The organism is Nesterenkonia massiliensis (assembly GCF_000455245.1).
GTDB lineage: Bacteria > Actinomycetota > Actinomycetes > Actinomycetales > Micrococcaceae > Nesterenkonia > Nesterenkonia rhizosphaerae.
The window spans coordinates 102374-118804 of sequence record NZ_HG005169.1 but is presented as its reverse complement, the minus strand read 5'-3'; the positions used below and the strand labels follow the sequence as shown (position 1 = coordinate 118804).

The following is a 16431-nucleotide window of genomic DNA, read 5'->3' as shown; positions in this document are numbered from 1 at the left end:
AGTCCAGGATCTCCTGCTCGTGAGCGCGGCCGCGCCGCACTGCGGCACCGATGGCCACGGAGAATCCGGTGGTGAAGACCATGATCACCGTCAGAACCGCGAAGAACCACAGCGTAGAGCCGAGCTCACCGGCCGGAAGCTGAAAGACACCGGTCTCCCAGATACTGGCTCCATGCTTCTGAGTCCAGGCCGGTAGCCGCAGGTACGCCAGGCAGGCTGCGGCACATGCTGGCAGCGCTACCACCAGACCGGCTGCCAAACCGCGGTGCAGGCCCACGCAGTAAGCGGCGAACCACAGTCCCAGCATCTGCGGACCATTCCACGGGTAGATCATCAGCAGGGCTGCCTCGGCCAGCATGATCGCCACAAGCACGCTCACTGGCCAGCTGTGCCGGAAGCACAGCAGTGCGGCAATGATCAGCCAGCCGGGCACCAACCACCACACGTGGGTGCCCATATCAACAATTGCCATGGGCAGGGACCACAGCGCAAACAGCAAGTAGCAGCAAATGATCAGAGCATTAGTGCACCGGGGGTGTCGGCGCATCCAGCCCCGCACACCGCGCCGGCGCACCAGCGCAAGCTCATCAAAACCCGCCATGGGGCCTAGCTGCGTGGCGGAGGTGGTGCTCATGGTTTTTATACTCTCACTACCCTCGCGGCACCCACGCGGTGTCCGAGCGGTGCTCCTGAAAGGAACAGGGTGGTTTAGACGTCGCGGCGTGAAAAGGTCAGCCAGCCGAGTCCGAACGGTACAGCCGCCCAGGCGAAAACTCCCAGCAGTGACTGCCACAGTTCCATATCCCGCACTGCGTCAACGCTGGTGAACTCCATGACCAGGTAGGAGTACTCAGCGCGCATCAGCATTTCTGCCCATTCGGCACCCTGAGTGACGCCATAGAGGATAGCGACCACGATCTGCACCACAAAGATAATGATGGTCAGCACCACGATGCCGCCAGCGGAGCTGCGCAGCAACGCACCCAGACCGAAGCCCATCAGAGCAGTGATGATCACTGAGATCCAGTGAGTGAGGTAGACATAGCCCACCTCAGAGTCGCTGAACGGGGCCAGCACCTCCAGCTCTCCGGAGAACAGCGCAGCCACCAGATGGCAGGCGATGATCACTGCAGCGGTGACCACGGCCACCAGAAGCGTGATTGCGGTGGCCTTGGCCAGATAGAGCAGATTGCGGCGGGGCACCACGGTGAGCGAGGAACGAATCGCACCAGTAGTGAACTCAGTGGTCATACTGATCACCGCTAGTGCGCCCAGCAGCAACAGCCCGAAGTAGAGCCCTGTCATGGCGCCTTCAGCCAGCATCAGCTGGGAAGTCTCGTCACTGAAGCTGGAGAAGCCCCAGGCCACTCCGCCAGAGATCAGCGCAGAGAGCCCCAAGGTGATGGCTGAGAGCCAGTAGGTGGTGCGCAGCGCCAGTAACTTGGACAGTTCTGAACGCACCACGCCAAAGAAGCTCAGTCCTGGCAGTGTCGGATCAGGTTCAAAGGTGCGGGGGCCCCGCGTCGGAGCAGTAGCTGTGTCGCCGGATGCGAGTGCGGATTCAGCAGGATGGGGGACGGTGGGGTTCATGCCTGGCCTCCTTCAGCCTGGGCGGCGGCACCTGCGGCAGCGCCGGACTGGTATTCGACGTAGTCGCCGGTGAGTTTCATGTAGGAGTCCTCCAGCGAGGTCCGCTGTGGGGTGAGCTCGTGCAGTACCGCACCGATTTCAAGGGCGCGGCGGCCGATGCTGCGCGCATCCAGACCGGAGACTTCAAAGGTCTCAGCATCCCGGCAGGTGATGCTGATCCGGTCCCCGGCCAGTGCATTCATCAGATCCTTGGCCTGTTCGGTGCGCACCAGCACCCTGGACTCACCGCCTTCCAGCAGGTCCTGGATGGGGGCATCAGCAATGATGCGGCCCCGGCCCAGCACAATCAGGTGATCTGCGGTCTGCGCCATCTCGCTCATCAGATGGGAGGAGAGGAACACTGTGCGGCCCTCTGCTGCCATATCCCGGGCCAGTCGGCGCACCCAGCGCACTCCTTCGGGGTCCAAGCCGTTGACAGGTTCGTCAAAGATCAGCACGGCCGGATCTCCCAGCAGCGCCGCGGCAATGCCGAGCCGCTGGTTCATGCCCAGCGAGTAGCCCTTGATGCGCTTGCCGGAGACACTTTCAAGTCCGGTGAGTTCAATGACGTCATCCACACGTTTGTGGCTGATGCGGTGGGTGGCGGCCAGCGCTCTCAGGTGCTGGCGTCCGGTACGCCCGGGGTGGGTGGCGCCGGCGTCCAGCACCGCGCCCACAGTGCGCAGCGGTGCCGCGTGCTCAGCCAGGGATTTACCGGCAATGCTGATGTGCCCGGAGGTGGGCCGGTCCAGGCCTACGGCCATGCGCATGGTGGTGGACTTGCCTGAGCCGTTGGGGCCCAGGAAACCGGTGACTTTACCCGGTTCCAGCGCAAAACTGATGCCGTCCACGGCGGTCTTGGATCCGTAGGTCTTACGCAGATTCTCTGCTGTGATCATCGCTCGCTCCCAGATTCGCGTGCAGTGCGAGCCGGGTCTCGGTTCGCTGCTCTCACGCTACGTCCGCCCACAGGTGGAGGGCATCCCCCCAAATGCTGATCTAGCAGGATGATCCGGGAGCGGCAGTAGTGTCTGCATAGGATCAGTACTGGAAATGGGGCTTATGAACACCGCCATCACTCTTGTGGGGGTTCTGCTGATCATGGTGGGTCTTCGCGATATGTTCCATCAGCTTCTGCACCCGCCCAGCCACGGTTCGCTGAGCCGTGGAGTGTTCACCGTTGTCTGGCGGATGTCGCGGGTGATAAAGCATCGGCTCGGCACAGCGGTGGGCCCCGGCGCCATGGTGCTGGTCATCGCCCTCTGGGTCCAGCCTGCGGTTGCCGCCATTGCGCTGGAACAGCTCACCCGGGATACCTCGCAGAGCTGCATTGACTTCAATCAGTACGGTGAGACCTACTACTTCCGGGAGCAGCACGCCGACCTCAGCCTGGCGCGGTATCTGCCCTATACGTTGGAGATCCGTGCTGCGGCTGGGGCCAGCACCAGCCCGGATGTCCAACTCAGCGGCGAACGCTTCGGCTTTGCCCTTCAGAAGCTGAGCGAGAAGCTCAGCCACGAGTTCCTCAGCGGCAATACGCCCCAGGAGGTCTTCGCCGCCTACGCCGCGGACCACCGCGCACACCAGCGCTAGTGCGCGGCGGTCACAGCCGCGGTCGGAGGTACTAGTCCGAAGCGTTTCTCAGCGCTCGATCTCCCCGCGGATAAAGGCTTCCACCTTCTGCCGGGCTGCGTCGTCGTTGTACTGTTCCGGCGGGGATTTCATGAAGTACGACGACGCCGAGAGCAGCGGCCCGCCCACGCCGCGGTCCAGGCCGATCTTCGCTGCGCGGACCGCATCGATGATCACACCGGCTGAGTTGGGGGAGTCCCAGACCTCCAGTTTCAGCTCGATAGCCACTGGGGCATCACCGAAGTTGCGGCCCTCCATGCGGATATAGGCCCATTTGCGGTCATTGAGCCATGGGACGTAGTCGCTGGGTCCGATGTGCACGTCGTCGGCGGCCAGTTCAGCGCTGGTATTGGAGGTCACAGCCTGAGTCTTGGAGATCTTCTTCGACTCCAGCCGGTCACGCTCGAGCATGTTCTTGAAGTCCATATTGCCGCCGAAGTTCAGCTGGTAGGTGCGGTCCAGGTGCACCCCGCGCTCGGCGAAGAGATGCGCGAGCTCGCGGTGGGTGATGGTGGCTCCCAGCTGGGATTTGATGTCATCGCCCACGATCGGCAGCCCGGCGTCGGTGAACTTCTGTGCCCACTCTGGGTCAGAGGCGATAAATACCGGCAGCGCGTTGACGAATGCACAGCCGGCATCAAGAGCGGCCTGGGCGTAGAAGCGCGCGGCTTTCTCGGCGCCCACGGGCAAGTAGCAGACCACAACGTCCACCCGGGCCTCTTTCAGCGCTGCCACCACATCCACCGGGTCGAAGGCCGATTCGTCAATGGTCTCGCGGTAGTAGCGACCCAACCCGTCCAGGGTGGGACCGCGCTGGACGGTGACATCAGCGTAGGGGACTTCGGCGATCTGGATGGTGTTGTTCTCACTGGCGCCTATGGCCTCAGACAGATCCTTGCCCACCTTCTTGTCATCAACATCGAAGGCCGCCACAAACTGCACATCGCGCACGTGATAGTCGCCGAAACGGACGTGCATCAGTCCTGGAACATCCTGATCCTCTGGGGCGTCCCGGTAATACTGCACCCCCTGGACCAGCGATGCGGCACAGTTGCCCACGCCCACAAGGGCGGTGCGAATGGGATGACTCGATGATGGTGACAGGTCCATGGCTATTTCTTACCACGGAAGGATGGACGCTTTAGGCTGGAGAAGTGACGACGACGCCCCCCACCGCAGAGTTCGCAGAATCTTTGAGAAGCGCCAGTCGCCGAGACCCGGAGGCACCTGCGGCACGTCAGGCGCAGGCCGCTGAAGTGCCGGTATCGGCCACCGATCCGCTGCTGCGGCACTTAAGCGACCGCGCCGGAGGCCCAGCCGGACGCCGGCTTCGGCCGCGCCGCGGTGCGGGCGGGTTCTGGAGCATCCCGCGGGTGCTGGTGGCCCTCACCGTGGTGGGGATCCTGCTCTCGGCGCTTTCCGGCCAATACTGCCGTATCAACGGATGGGGCGGGGTAGGGGTTTACCACTGGGGTTGTTATTCGGATGTGGCAGCGCTGTGGGGCAGCCGGGACCTCAACGTCTCGCCCTGGGCGCCGTTCTCCGCTGATTTGGCGAGCTTTGAGTACCCGGCCGCGACCATGGCCGTGGCGTCGTTCTTCGCAGCCCTGACCCACTGGCTGGCGGAGACCACCGGCGGCTACTGGGGTGAGCGCGGCGGGCTGCTCTACTGGGATCTGACGTTCTTGGTTGCCGCTGTGCTATGGATCGCGCTGGTACTGATCACCTATGTCTCCGCCGGGCGGCGCCCCTGGGATGCGGCAATAGTGGCGCTTTCGCCGGCGATGATCTTCGCCATCGGCATCAATTGGGATATCTGGCCGGCGGTGGCGCTGGCTCTGGCGGTGCTGTTGTACCAGCGCAAACGCTGGCTCTGGGCGGGCGTGCTGATCGGCATCGGCGTCGCTTTTAAGCTCTATCCGCTGTTCATGCTCGGGGCGGTGTTGGTACTGGCGCTGCGCACCGCTCTGCGGAAGCAGGAGCGAAATCACGACGTCGACCTGGTGGTCTTCGCCAAGGTTGCCGCCGGCACGCTGATCTCCTGGCTGGTAATCAATGTGCCGGTGATGCTGATCAACTTTGAGGCATGGGCGCGTTTCTTCGTCTTCTCCTCCGAACGCGGTGCTGGATATTCCTCGCTGTGGCATGTGTGGATGGTGCTGGGCGAGGGGCCCACGCCGGAGACAGTGTCAGCCTTGAGTTTCGGGCTCTTTGCCGCCAGCTGCGCGGGAGTGCTGGTGCTGGGGCTGACGGTTTCGGAGCGTCCGCGGATGGTCCAGCTGCTGTTTCTGATCGTGGCGGCCTTCCTGCTCTTCAGCAAGGTCTACTCACCGCAGTTCATGCTGTGGCTGGTGCCGCTGATTGCCCTGGCGGCCCCGCGGCTGCGCGATGTGGTCATTTGGAATGCTGCCCAGGTGCTGCACTTCTGGGCAGTGTGGATGTATCTGGCCGATGTGGTGGGAGATCACCTACCTCAGCATGCCTTTGACGCGAAACTCTACGTGGCCGCGGTGATCCTGCATATGGCTTCCACGGTGTACCTGATGGCACAGGTGATCTGGGATATGGCCCGCCCGCAGCGGGATATCATCCGCGCTCAGCAAGACCTCGCCGCAGCGGCTTAGCGTTTTACCCGGGCTTCGGGGTTTTACCACCCCGTATACGGCCGGGTATTTCTCCGTGGCCCGGGTACAACGGGCCCCGGCGGCATGCACCGACACCGAGACCTGTGGGCGAGGCAGCTTGAAGGCTCAGCTGATGCCCTGCTCGGCCGCCCAGTCCTTCAGCAACTGCACGGCTTCCTCCTCGGCCACCGGCCCGTGCTCCATGCGATGCTCCAGCAGGAACTTATAGGCCTTGCCCACAGCCGGACCCGGAGCAATGCCCAGCACCGCCATGATTTGCTCGCCGTCCAGGTGCGGGCGGATCTTGGCCAGCTCCTCCTTCTCAGCGAGCTCCGCGATGCGGGCCTCGAGATCGTCATAGGCGTGATCCAGCCGAGCAGCTTTGCGCTTATTGCGGGTGGTCACATCAGAGCGGGTCAGCCGGTGCAGCCGCTGCAGCTGATCCCCGGCATCGGTGACATAGCGGCGCACCGCAGAATCGGTCCACTCCTGTTCGCCATAGCCGTAGAAGCGCATATGCAGCTCCACCAGATGAGTGACAGCCTTGATGGTGTCCTTGTCGAACTTCAGCGCCTGCATGCGCTTACGGGTCAGCTTCGCGCCCACGACGTCATGGTGCCGGAAGCTGACTGCTCCGCCGGGCTCAAAACGCCGGGTCTTGGGTTTGCCCACATCATGCATCAGCGCGGCGAAGCGCAGCACGAAGTCCGGACGCGGCACCGGGCCGTCGTCGTCGGTTTCTAAGTCGCAGGCCTGCTCAAGGACCTGCAGCGAGTGCTGGTAGACGTCTTTGTGGCGGTGATGCTCATCGGCGGTGAGCTTCAGTGCGGGGATCTCCGGCAGCACAATATCGGCCAGCCCGGTCTCTACCATTAAGTCCACGCCCGCCCGGGGGTGGGCGCCGCAGATGAGCTTGACCAGCTCTTCGCGCACACGTTCAGCAGAGACGATCTCCAGTCGCGGGGCCATGGCGGTCATGGCCTGCTGCACCTCCGGGGCGACGTCGAGCCCCAGCTGCGCGGCGAAACGCGCAGCACGCATCATCCGCAGCGGATCATCCGAGAAGCTCTCCTGCGGAGTGGCCGGGGTGCGCAGCAGCTTGGCGTGGAGATCCCGCACGCCACCGTGGGGGTCCACCAGCTCGAAGCTGGGAAGCCTAAGCGCCATGGCATTGACGGTGAAGTCCCGGCGCACCAGGTCATCCTCTAAGTTGTCGCCGAAGCGCACCTCAGGTTTACGGGAGGACGGGTCGTAGGCCTCGGCCCGGTAGGTGGTGACCTCTAGGGTCTGGTTTCCCTTCCGCAGGCCGATGGTCCCGAAGGCCCGGCCGATGTCCCAGTGCGCATCCGCCCATCCATCTACTGCGGCCAGAATCTGGTCCGGGGTGGCATCTGTGGTGAAGTCCAGATCGGGGGAGGTGCGGCCTAAAAAGAGGTCGCGGACGGGACCGCCGACTAAGGAGAGGTCGTGTCCGGCGGCGGCGAAGACCTCACCGAGCTCGACGACGACCTCGGGCAGCCACGCATGCGCGGGAAAACCGTGGGGAAGAGAAACCATAGCGCCAATCAGTTTCCCATACCGGATGCTTTCCAGCAGGGCGCTGGCGTCTGCGCTGGAGAATCCACCCTTTAAGGTAGTAATCATGACCAGGGCGGAAACTGGAGGTGAACGACGGACCCCATTGACAGTGTCAATGGGCAACCGGCGTGCGCCTGCAGTGCCGCATTCCCGCCAGAACGGGCACCTTCCCACCGTGGAGGAGGTCAGCGCCGGAGGTGTTGTGCTGCGCCCTGCCCGGCGTGGTTTCGACGCCGCGATCATCGCCCGTTATAACCGCGGAGGCCGCCTTGAGTGGTGTCTGCCCAAGGGGCACCCGGAGGGCGATGAGACCTATGAGCAGGCCGCAGTGCGCGAGGTGGAGGAGGAGACCGGTATCGCCGGTTCCATCCTGACCTCCCTGGGCAGCATCGAGTACTGGTTCACCGTTCCCACCCACCGGGTGCACAAGACGGTCCATCACTTCCTGTTGGAAGCCACCGGTGGGGAGCTGACTATTGAGAAGGACCCGGACCATGAGGCAGTCGATGTGGCCTGGGTCAATCTTGATGATCTCGACCGCACGCTTTCCTTCCCGAATGAGCGGCGGATCGTCAACGTGGCCAAACAGGTCATCCACGATTCTTTATGACCACTGGTCTATAGTCCTCAACTGATGTCCCCCCAACCTTCCCCGTACCGACCCCGCCACGGCAGCGCACAGCCGGCCTCGGCTCCGCCAGCGCATATGCCCAAGGAGGGTATGGCCGCAGCCAGTGCGCTGATGGCCGCTGGCACCCTGGTCTCCCGTGTGCTGGGCTTCATCCGGACGGCCCTGCTTGCTGTGGCTATCGGCTCCACCACGGTGATCGCCGACGTCTTTGAGAAAGCCAACAGCATCCCGAACATCATCTACCTGCTGCTGGCCGGTGGGATGTTCAATGTGGTGCTTGTCCCGCAGCTGATCAAAGCCGCCAAACAGCCCGACCGCGGCGCTGACTATACCTCGCGGCTGCTGACCCTGACCGTGCTGGTGCTGGCTGGTTTCACGGTGCTCATCACCTTGGCGGCCTATCCGATCATCAGTGTGCTCACCCTCGACTGGAGCCCCGAGATGCTGACTCTGGGCACCGCTTTTGCGCTGTGGACATTGCCGCAGATCTTCTTCTACGGGCTCTATGCGGTGACCGGCCAGGTGCTCAATGCCAATGCTCGCTTCGGCTGGTACATGTGGGCTCCGGTGCTGAACAACCTGATCGCCATTGGGGTCATCGTCAGCTTCATCTGGACCTTCAGCGCGCATTCGGCCGGTGGTGATCAGCTGGCGGAGTGGACCACGCAGCAGACCATCTGGTTGGCCGCAGGTCATACGGCAGGCATCGTCGCCCAGGCGCTGCTGCTGCTGTGGCCGCTGTCCAAGCTGGGCATCAAACTGCGGCCAAAGTTCGGGCTGCGCGGCATGGGCCTGCGGCAGACCGGCACAGTCGCGGGCTGGACTCTACTCACCATGCTGATCGGCAACGTCGCGAATCTGCTCTACCTGCGGCTGATTTCCGGAGCGACGGCGGCTCGCGAACAGATGGGGGCAGAGGGCGCCCGGGTGCCGGGCGAGTATGCCGCCAATGTCGCTGAACTCATCGCCATCCTGCCGCATTCGGTCTTTGTGCTCTCCATTGCCACCGTGATGTTCAATCAGCTTTCGCATTCCATGCACGAAGGTGACACGCCTCGAGCCCGCGAGCTGATCAATGAGGGCCTGAGGATCTTCGCCATCCCGGTGACGTTCTGCATGGCCGCAGTTCTGGTGCTCTCCGGTCCACTGGGCCGCATTTTCTCCGGAGCCGGCGAGGACGCGCATTTGGCCGGCGCCGCCATCGGACAGCTGCTGGTCATTCTGGCCTTGGGCATGCCGTTCCGCTCGGCGGCCTTTTATCTGCTGCGCGCTTTCTATGCGGCTGAGGACGCCAAGACTCCTATGTGGGTGTTCACCACAGCGGCCGTCGTCGGGCTCTCCACGGCCTATGGGGCAGCTCTGGTGGTCGAGAACCAGCACGTGCCCTACCTGGTGGTCGGCGTATTCTCCGGACTGCACCTGCTGCAGTACGTGATCTGCCATGTGCTGGTGGTGCGCCGCTGGGGCAGCTTCGATATGCCGGGAGTGCTGGCTGCCTATACCCGTTCTGGATTCGCTGCTGCCGCCGCCGGCGCGGTAGGGGCTGGGGCGCTCTGGCTGTTGGGCGGCTACAGCTTCGGCTTCGCCTGGAACTCCATCTTCACTGCGATCATCAGCTGCGCGGTCACCGGCACGGTGATGGCTGTGGTGTTTGTGGCGGCGCTGCGTGCCATGAAGGTCCGGGAGTTCTCCCAGTTCATGGAGCCGCTGTCGCGCCGTGTTCCCGCCCTCAAGCGCTTGGCCGGGTAGTCTTGTCCCAAGCTTTTTTTCGACCTGTTGGAGGAGGATCCGTGGCGCAGCCGTTCGGCGTCGGAGATGTGGTGGGCGGGCGCTACCGGATCACCCATCATGTGGTGACGTCAGCGGACCAGGACGTCGTCTTCCAAGCCACTGATGAGGTACTGGACCGCGAGGTCAGTGTCCTGCTGGCCGCCCGTTCCAATGCCAAGCAAGTGGCCACCTCAGCTAAGGAACTCGCCACCGGTGAGCGCTCCTCTGAGGTCCAGGTGCTGGATCTGGGGTTGGCTCAGGAGCGTACCTACCTGATCTCTTCGCTGGTGGATCCCAACCAGCTGCTGGACCTGGTCGTCCCGGATGCTGCCCCGTATGTTGAGCCGTATTTCACTGATTCCCTGGGCTCTGAGCTTTTTGGCCAGTCCCGAGAGATGGAGCCCCAGACCTACGACGACGACGCCGAGTACTACGCACAGCTGCGGGCCGGTCTGGATCCGGCTCAAGAGACCTCACAGCCTGCTGGCCGCTTTGCCCGCCGTCGTCCTGCCTTCCTGGATAGGGTGAAGGCTGCCTCGCAGGAGGACCAGGACGCTGAAAGCGCGGCCAGTGCGGGTCAGCCAGCTGATCTGCAGAATGCTGTTGAGTCCGCTGGGCAGGCCCTGGGGGTGGAGCCCGGCGACGGTGCCTTTGGTCTGCATTCCGATCTTGCCGAGGTAGCTGCTGATCCTTCGGCTGATACGCAGGAGACCATCGAAGCTGCCCGTAGCCTGCTTCCTGCTGAAAACTTTGAAGCTGCAGGCCCTCCCGCGCCGGTCGACTCTGGCCCGGAGAGTTCCGTGGCTGAGACCGATGATTCGGATGCTGATTATGCGCCCGAGGACTCCTATGGGCCGATCACTGAACGTGATCCTTCGGCCGCGATCTCCACAGTCTCTGTGGGCCCCCTTGCTGCGCAGCAGCAGCCAACCAAGGTGGATCAGATCATCGCCGAGGGTGAAGAGGTCATTGATAACCCGCCGGAGTCCCCCGAACCCTCGTATGACCGACGTACCGCGACTGAGTTCGGTGAACCCGCTTCGACGCCGGCCGTTGAATCGTATCCTGCTCATGCCCCCGCCCCGGATGGCGAACGTCCCGGCAGTTTTACCGGCCTGATCAGCGCAGTGCCGGCAGCCACCAGAAGCCCTTTCCCCGCCGGCGACTCACCGCATCGTGAGACGGCGCCGGCACCTGCTGCAGACGATGAAGCGGAACAGAAGCCAGCTCTTGGAGGATGGATCGCCGCAGCCGTGCTTGCTGCCGTAGTGCTGGCCGCGGCAGTGGTGATTTTCTTGGCTCTGCGCTCCGGGAACGAGCCAGATGCGGCTCCTGCTGCTCCCGAGCAAACTCAGGAGCAGCAGGAGCCAACACCTGAGCAGACAGCGGAGGATGATGCCGCAGCCGCTGAGACAGGTGAGACGGAACCAAGCCCTGAGGAGACAGGACCGGCACCGGCAGTTGCCACCGTGACTCGGGAGGTGCCGGAATCGCCGGGGTTGAACGCAGCAGCCGATGGGCAGCTGTCGAACCTGATCGACGGCTCTGCTGACTCCGCCTGGGCCACGCAATCCTTCGCTACTGCGAACTTCGGCGGCTTCGCTTCGGCAATGAACGTAGTGCTGGAGCTGGAAGAGCCGGCACAGGTCTCTGAGGTGAGTGTCCAGGCCCAGGGTGAGTATGAAGGCGGCTCCTTTGAGGTGCTGCTGAGCGACTCGGCCAGCGTCAGCGGTGCGAGCTCGATCGGCACAGGCGACTTCAGCGACCAGCAGGCCTCTGTCAGCACTGAACCGACCGAAGCGGCCTTTGTGATCATTCAGATCACTGAACTGCCGCAAGAAGTCTCTCCGACTGTGGCGGGCATGCCGTTCCGACTGCAGCTGGCCGAAATCGACGTCTCGTAGCCGCTGTCCTGGCAGGAATACCCCTCTGTCGGGGTACGTTGACCAATGCAGATACCTCACCTCGCGCTGATAGTTAAGTCTCGCGAGGTGCCGCGAAACCACTATTCAAGCGTGAGGACATACCTTCAGTGACTGAGCAGACCCCCGATCAGGTCCATGATGTGGTCATCATCGGTTCCGGCCCAGCCGGCTACACAGCGGCCGTCTATACGGCCCGCGCGAATCTGAGCCCCATTGTGTTGGCCGGCTCGGTGACCGCTGGCGGCGAGCTGATGAACACCACTGAGGTAGAGAACTTTCCCGGGTTTCCCGAAGGCGTGATGGGACCTGACCTGATGATGAATATGGAAGCCCAGGCACGTCGCTTCGGCGCTGATATTCGCCACGAGGATGCTACCGCTGTGAAACTGGACCAGCCCATCAAGGAGATCACCCTGGGCTCGGGCGCAGTGCTGCATAGCCGGGCCGTCATCCTGGCCACCGGTTCGGCCTACCGTGAGCTTGGTGTCCCTGGCGAGAAGGCGCTCTCCGGCCATGGCGTGAGCTGGTGTGCCACCTGTGATGGCTTCTTCTTCCGCGAGCAGGAGATCGCCGTAGTGGGAGGCGGTGACTCCGCTATGGAAGAAGCCCTCTTCCTCACCAAGTTCGCCTCAAAGGTCTATGTCATCCATCGCCGTGAAGAGCTCCGCGCCTCCCAGATCATGGCAGATCGCGCCAAGGCCAATGAGAAGATCGAGTTCATTTGGAACTCTGAGGTCACGGAAGTCCACGGGGAGGGCAAGGTCAATCAGCTCGCGCTGCGGAACACCGTGACAGGCGCTGCCTCCACTTTGGACGTGACAGGTCTGTTCGTAGCCATTGGTCATGACCCTCGAGTGGATCTCTTTAAGGACCAACTGCAGCTGACTGAAGACGGCACAGTATGGGTGGACGGACGCAGCTCCAAGACCTCGCTGCCGGGTGTTTTTGCTGCTGGTGATGTCCTTGACCCCACATACCGCCAAGCCATTACTGCCGCCGGCTCAGGCTGTGCTGCAGCAATCGACGTGGAACACTGGTTAGGGGCTATGGCCTCCTCAGATGCCCTCGAAGATCAGATGGCAGTCCAAGCTGCCTGACGCAGACCAAGACAAGAACGACTATCCGCACAAGGAAGGACTGACACTATGTCTCAGTTGAAGAGTGTCACTGATGCAAGCTTCGAAGACGATGTCCTGAAGTCAGACAAGCCAGTTCTGGTTGATTTCTGGGCTGAATGGTGCGGCCCCTGCCGTGCGCTCTCCCCCATCCTGGAAGAGCTTGCCGTTGAGCACGAAGAGAAGATTGAAGTAGTGAAGGTGAACGTGGACGAGAACCCCGCCATTGCGGCGAAGTTCGGCATCACGTCCATCCCGGCCGTATTCGCGTTCAAGGACGGCGAGCACGTGCACACCTCCATCGGTGCAAAGCCTAAGCCAGCCCTCGAGCAGGAGTTCTCAGACCTGCTGGCATAGTATCGCCTGTTCCATAAAGGAAGCCCGGGTAGTGATCTCTAGGATCATCGCCCGGGCTTCCTTTATGCCATTGCGGCTATTTACTGCTGCTGAGCACGTCCATAATGCGGTTGAGGTCGTCAATGGATGCGAAGTCGATGGCGATCCGCCCCTTCTTCGCTCCCAGGCTAATCTTGACCTGTGTATCGAGCCGGTCGGTCAGTGCTTCCGCATATTCATCAAGCTGCTGCAGCCGAGGACTCGGTAACCGAGGTGTTTCACGTGAAACGGGCCCCGTATCCCGCTTCATCATCCCGGCGGCTTCCTCGGCACCGCGGACGGATAGCCCTTCAGCCACAATCCGCGCTGCGAGCGTCTCCATCTGCTCTTCAGTCTCCAGACTCAGTACTGCCCGGGCGTGCCCGGAGCTCAGCACACCTGCCGCTACGCGCCGCTGCACGCTGGCCGGTAGACGCATCAGGCGCAGCGTATTCGAGATCTGCGGGCGAGAACGCCCGATCCGCTTGGCCAGCTCTTCTTGACTGATACTAAAATCCTCGAGGAGCTGCTGATATGCCGCCGCCTCCTCCAGCGGGTTGAGCTGTGACCGGTGGATATTCTCCAACAGAGCATCACGCAGCAGGTCCTCGTCATTGGTGTGACGAACTACCGCAGGAATGGTGTCCCGGCCTGCCTCCTGGCTAGCTCGCCAGCGCCGCTCACCCATAATGAGCTCATAGCTGTTTTCACCTGCGCGGCGGACGACAATTGGCTGGAGGACTCCAATCTCACGCACAGAATGAATGAGCTCCGCCATATCCTCTTCGTCGAAGACATCGCGAGGCTGACGCGGGTTGGGCCGGATGCTCGTGACCGGAAGTTCCAGAAACACTGCGTCTGCAGGGGAGCTTGTTTCACGTGAAACAGAGGACGAGTTCTCCGATGTGGCGTTCTGCTCCTCATTCGGGATCGCAGCCTCACGTCGCTCAGCTTCACGTCGTTCAGTCGCGCGCTGTCGACCGCCCGTGGTGCTCTTGGCTCCGCGTGACCCCAGAACGTCTGGCATTTCTGCGCGTTTAGCGCCGCTCCCCCGCCGCGGCGCCGTCGAAGGCCGCGATTCTGCACTGCGCTGCGGAGTGTCGCGGGTGACTCGCTGAGTGGCCAGATGCGACTTCGCGGAAAAGAAGACGTCTATAGGGCGCTCGGGCGGGGCCGATTGGTCCGAGGTTTCACGTGAAACGGGTTCAGCTGGAATCTCTGGCTCCACCGGGGGAACTACCTGGGCAGCTGCTCCGGTCGCGGGCTGATCCTCGTCGACGTCGCTGTTGATTAGTGCTCCTAGGCCGCGACCAAGACCCCGGCGTTTACGCTCTGCCATCATTTCCTCCAGTACTGTGCTGACATGAGCAATTTTAGGCGCCTTGCCTGAACACGACGACTATACGTTCATGCCCGACTCAAGGTGCGAGTTCCCAAGGGCTCTCGGTGAGAACGCGACATCCGCCGGCCCGCCTGTTGGCGTCTTTCTCTGAACGACTGCACACGTAGGCCTAGTTTCACGTGAAACATCTTCCGATCGGGTTTAGTGCAGACCGGCGGACATAACAGGCAACCAGACGCGCCCATCACTCAGGTCCCGCGCGTTCCCGTCAAACAAAAAGCCTGGCGACCCGCATCGGTCCTGGCGAATGCAGATGCCTGGACGTCGTCGTCACTAGCAGGGACACCCAGTGCTGGGCACATCCTGTCCGGCTGACCTACCATTAGTTTCACGTGAAACGTCGTGTGCGCCCACTTGCCGCATGGCTATACCTCGTGCATACCTGCTCCGATGTTCGCGACGAATGCAATGCATGAGCAACGTACTAACAGGAGCATCTCAGGTCCGGCACTCGCAGTGTTTCACGTGGAACGGCCTCAGCCTTGCCCTAGAACCTGTGGATTATCTTGATCAGAGAGTAAGAGAGAATACACACAGGAGGCGTCCGCGGCGTGGGTCAGACATGGGGGGGAGCAGCCGCAGTCGCGTTAGGTGTCGTTTCACGTGAAACGGGCCCGTTGCCCTGTTCGTCCCCAGCGCTGTGCCCGACGTCCCCGGACATTCACCAGTCAACTACACCAATAGTCAGCAGCAAAAACCTGCAACCATCACGTCAAGGACCCTGTCGTTTCACGTGAAACATCGGTGGACCGCTTTTCAGGTTCCCCACCCCGACGCGTGCACCGTGGGACACTACCCGAGTTTAAGCTAGCTACGGCGCACGATCTCAGCAGCCGCTTCGAGATATGCCAGGGCCCCCGTCGAGGAACGGTCGTAGGAAATCACACTCTGCTGAAAGCTAGGCGCTTCAGCAATACGCACGCTGCGCGGGATTTTGGCCTCGAGCACTTCATTGGGGAAATGATCTTTAACCTCATCAACCACCTGCGCAGCCAAATTGGTGCGTGCATCGTACATGGTCAGCAGGATCGTGGAGACTCGGAGAACCGGATTCAGGTGCTTTTGGATCATCCGGATGTTATTCAGCAGCTGACTCAGTCCCTCCAGTGCGTAATATTCGCACTGAATCGGAATGAGCACCTCCTTGGCGGCAACGAAAGCGTTGACTGTCAGCAGGCCCAGGCTGGGAGGGCAGTCGATGAAGACGTAGTCGAGACGATCAAGGCCCTCTGTCTCGCGGTACCGCTGATACTCCTCCAGTGCCCGCTGAAGGCGCTGCTCCCGTGCCACCAAGGACACCAGCTCAATCTCCGCTCCTGCCAGGTGGATAGTGGCCGGTACTACGGAGAGTCGCTCAACATCCGGGCAGTCAGCCACCACATCGGCAAAGCTCAGATCATCGATGAGCACATCGTAGATGGAGTCAGTCTCGGCTGAATGGGGGACACCTAGTGCTGTGGAGGCATTACCCTGTGGGTCGATGTCGATGACCAGAACGTTGAAGCCATGGTCAGCCAGAGCAGCCGCAAGGTTCACCGTGGAGGTGGTCTTCCCCACCCCGCCCTTCTGGTTGGATACTGTGATCACACGAGTCTCAGCTGGGCGCTTGAGCTTCAGCTCAGAGAGCTGGCGACGGCGTCGCTGCTCATCGGCGAGCTGCGCGGCAAGGGGTGAGTCAGACAACGGGTCACTTCCTGCTGACTCTTGCCTCTGGGTCACGGAATTCTGCTCGGTCACAGGTCCTCCTCTA

14 protein-coding genes are annotated in these 16431 nt (G+C 62.2%); 7 read left to right on the top strand and 7 right to left on the bottom strand.

Annotation, left to right across the window (positions count from 1 at the left end):
- From TX78_RS13765 to TX78_RS09100, 3 genes are all read right to left on the bottom strand, one after another.
- A partial coding sequence (locus TX78_RS13765) for a hypothetical protein (RefSeq protein WP_044495835.1) occupies positions 1-634 on the bottom strand: 634 nt, incomplete at its 3' end.
- Between the two features lie 74 nt (positions 635-708).
- On the bottom strand, positions 709-1590 hold the full coding sequence (locus TX78_RS09105; protein ID WP_044495649.1) for an ABC transporter permease: 882 nt from the start codon (positions 1588-1590) through the stop codon (positions 709-711).
- Positions 1587-2528, bottom strand: coding sequence for an ABC transporter ATP-binding protein (locus TX78_RS09100; RefSeq protein ID WP_044495646.1), 942 nt, complete (start codon positions 2526-2528; stop codon positions 1587-1589). Before TX78_RS09100 ends, TX78_RS09105 begins: the two co-directional genes overlap by 4 nt.
- 154 nt (positions 2529-2682) lie before the next feature.
- Between TX78_RS09100 and TX78_RS09095 the strand changes: the two genes are divergently transcribed.
- A complete protein-coding gene (locus tag TX78_RS09095) occupies positions 2683-3222 on the top strand; it encodes a hypothetical protein (protein ID WP_233722222.1) in 540 nt (179 codons plus the stop codon).
- Positions 3223-3270: 48 nt separating this feature from the next.
- Here TX78_RS09095 and TX78_RS09090 read toward each other — a convergent pair whose 3' ends face one another.
- Positions 3271-4371 carry an inositol-3-phosphate synthase gene (locus TX78_RS09090; RefSeq protein WP_044495641.1) on the bottom strand — a complete coding sequence of 367 codons (1101 nt, stop codon included), beginning with the start codon at positions 4369-4371 and terminating at the stop codon, positions 3271-3273.
- A gap of 44 nt (positions 4372-4415) precedes the next feature.
- Here TX78_RS09090 and TX78_RS09085 point away from each other — a divergent pair, with 44 nt between their 5' ends.
- Positions 4416-5885: a glycosyltransferase family 87 protein gene (locus TX78_RS09085; protein WP_147640460.1), complete on the top strand. Its 1470-nt coding sequence runs from the start codon at positions 4416-4418 to the stop codon at positions 5883-5885.
- Between the two features lie 126 nt (positions 5886-6011).
- On the opposite strand, the gene TX78_RS09080 is transcribed toward TX78_RS09085, so the two are convergent.
- Entirely contained in the window at positions 6012-7442 is a 1431-nt protein-coding gene (locus TX78_RS09080; RefSeq protein WP_044495830.1) for a CCA tRNA nucleotidyltransferase, read from the bottom strand.
- A gap of 85 nt (positions 7443-7527) precedes the next feature.
- Between TX78_RS09080 and TX78_RS09075 the strand changes: the two genes are divergently transcribed.
- The 5 genes from TX78_RS09075 (at position 7528) to trxA (ending at position 13261) form a co-directional block, all read left to right on the top strand.
- Positions 7528-8073, top strand: coding sequence for an NUDIX hydrolase (locus tag TX78_RS09075; RefSeq protein WP_081652704.1), 546 nt, complete (start codon positions 7528-7530; stop codon positions 8071-8073).
- Positions 8074-8184: 111 nt separating this feature from the next.
- Positions 8185-9843, top strand: coding sequence for a murein biosynthesis integral membrane protein MurJ (murJ, locus tag TX78_RS09070; protein WP_233722221.1), 1659 nt, complete (start codon positions 8185-8187; stop codon positions 9841-9843).
- A gap of 41 nt (positions 9844-9884) precedes the next feature.
- Positions 9885-11768: a hypothetical protein gene (locus TX78_RS09065; protein WP_044495635.1), complete on the top strand. Its 1884-nt coding sequence runs from the start codon at positions 9885-9887 to the stop codon at positions 11766-11768.
- 128 nt (positions 11769-11896) lie between these two features.
- The gene (trxB, locus tag TX78_RS09060) at positions 11897-12886 is read left to right on the top strand and encodes a thioredoxin-disulfide reductase (protein WP_081652702.1); all 990 of its coding nucleotides are present in this window, start codon (positions 11897-11899) and stop codon (positions 12884-12886) included.
- Positions 12887-12934: 48 nt separating this feature from the next.
- Positions 12935-13261: a thioredoxin gene (gene trxA, locus TX78_RS09055; RefSeq protein WP_044495631.1), complete on the top strand. Its 327-nt coding sequence runs from the start codon at positions 12935-12937 to the stop codon at positions 13259-13261.
- A 76-nt stretch (positions 13262-13337) separates the two neighbouring features.
- Here the strand turns inward: trxA and TX78_RS12990 are convergent, their stop codons facing one another.
- The gene (locus TX78_RS12990; RefSeq protein WP_069956268.1) at positions 13338-14618 is read right to left on the bottom strand and encodes a ParB/RepB/Spo0J family partition protein; all 1281 of its coding nucleotides are present in this window, start codon (positions 14616-14618) and stop codon (positions 13338-13340) included.
- 870 nt (positions 14619-15488) lie between these two features.
- A complete protein-coding gene (locus TX78_RS09045) occupies positions 15489-16400 on the bottom strand; it encodes a ParA family protein (protein WP_276508322.1) in 912 nt (303 codons plus the stop codon).
- Positions 16401-16431 lie beyond the last annotated feature (31 nt).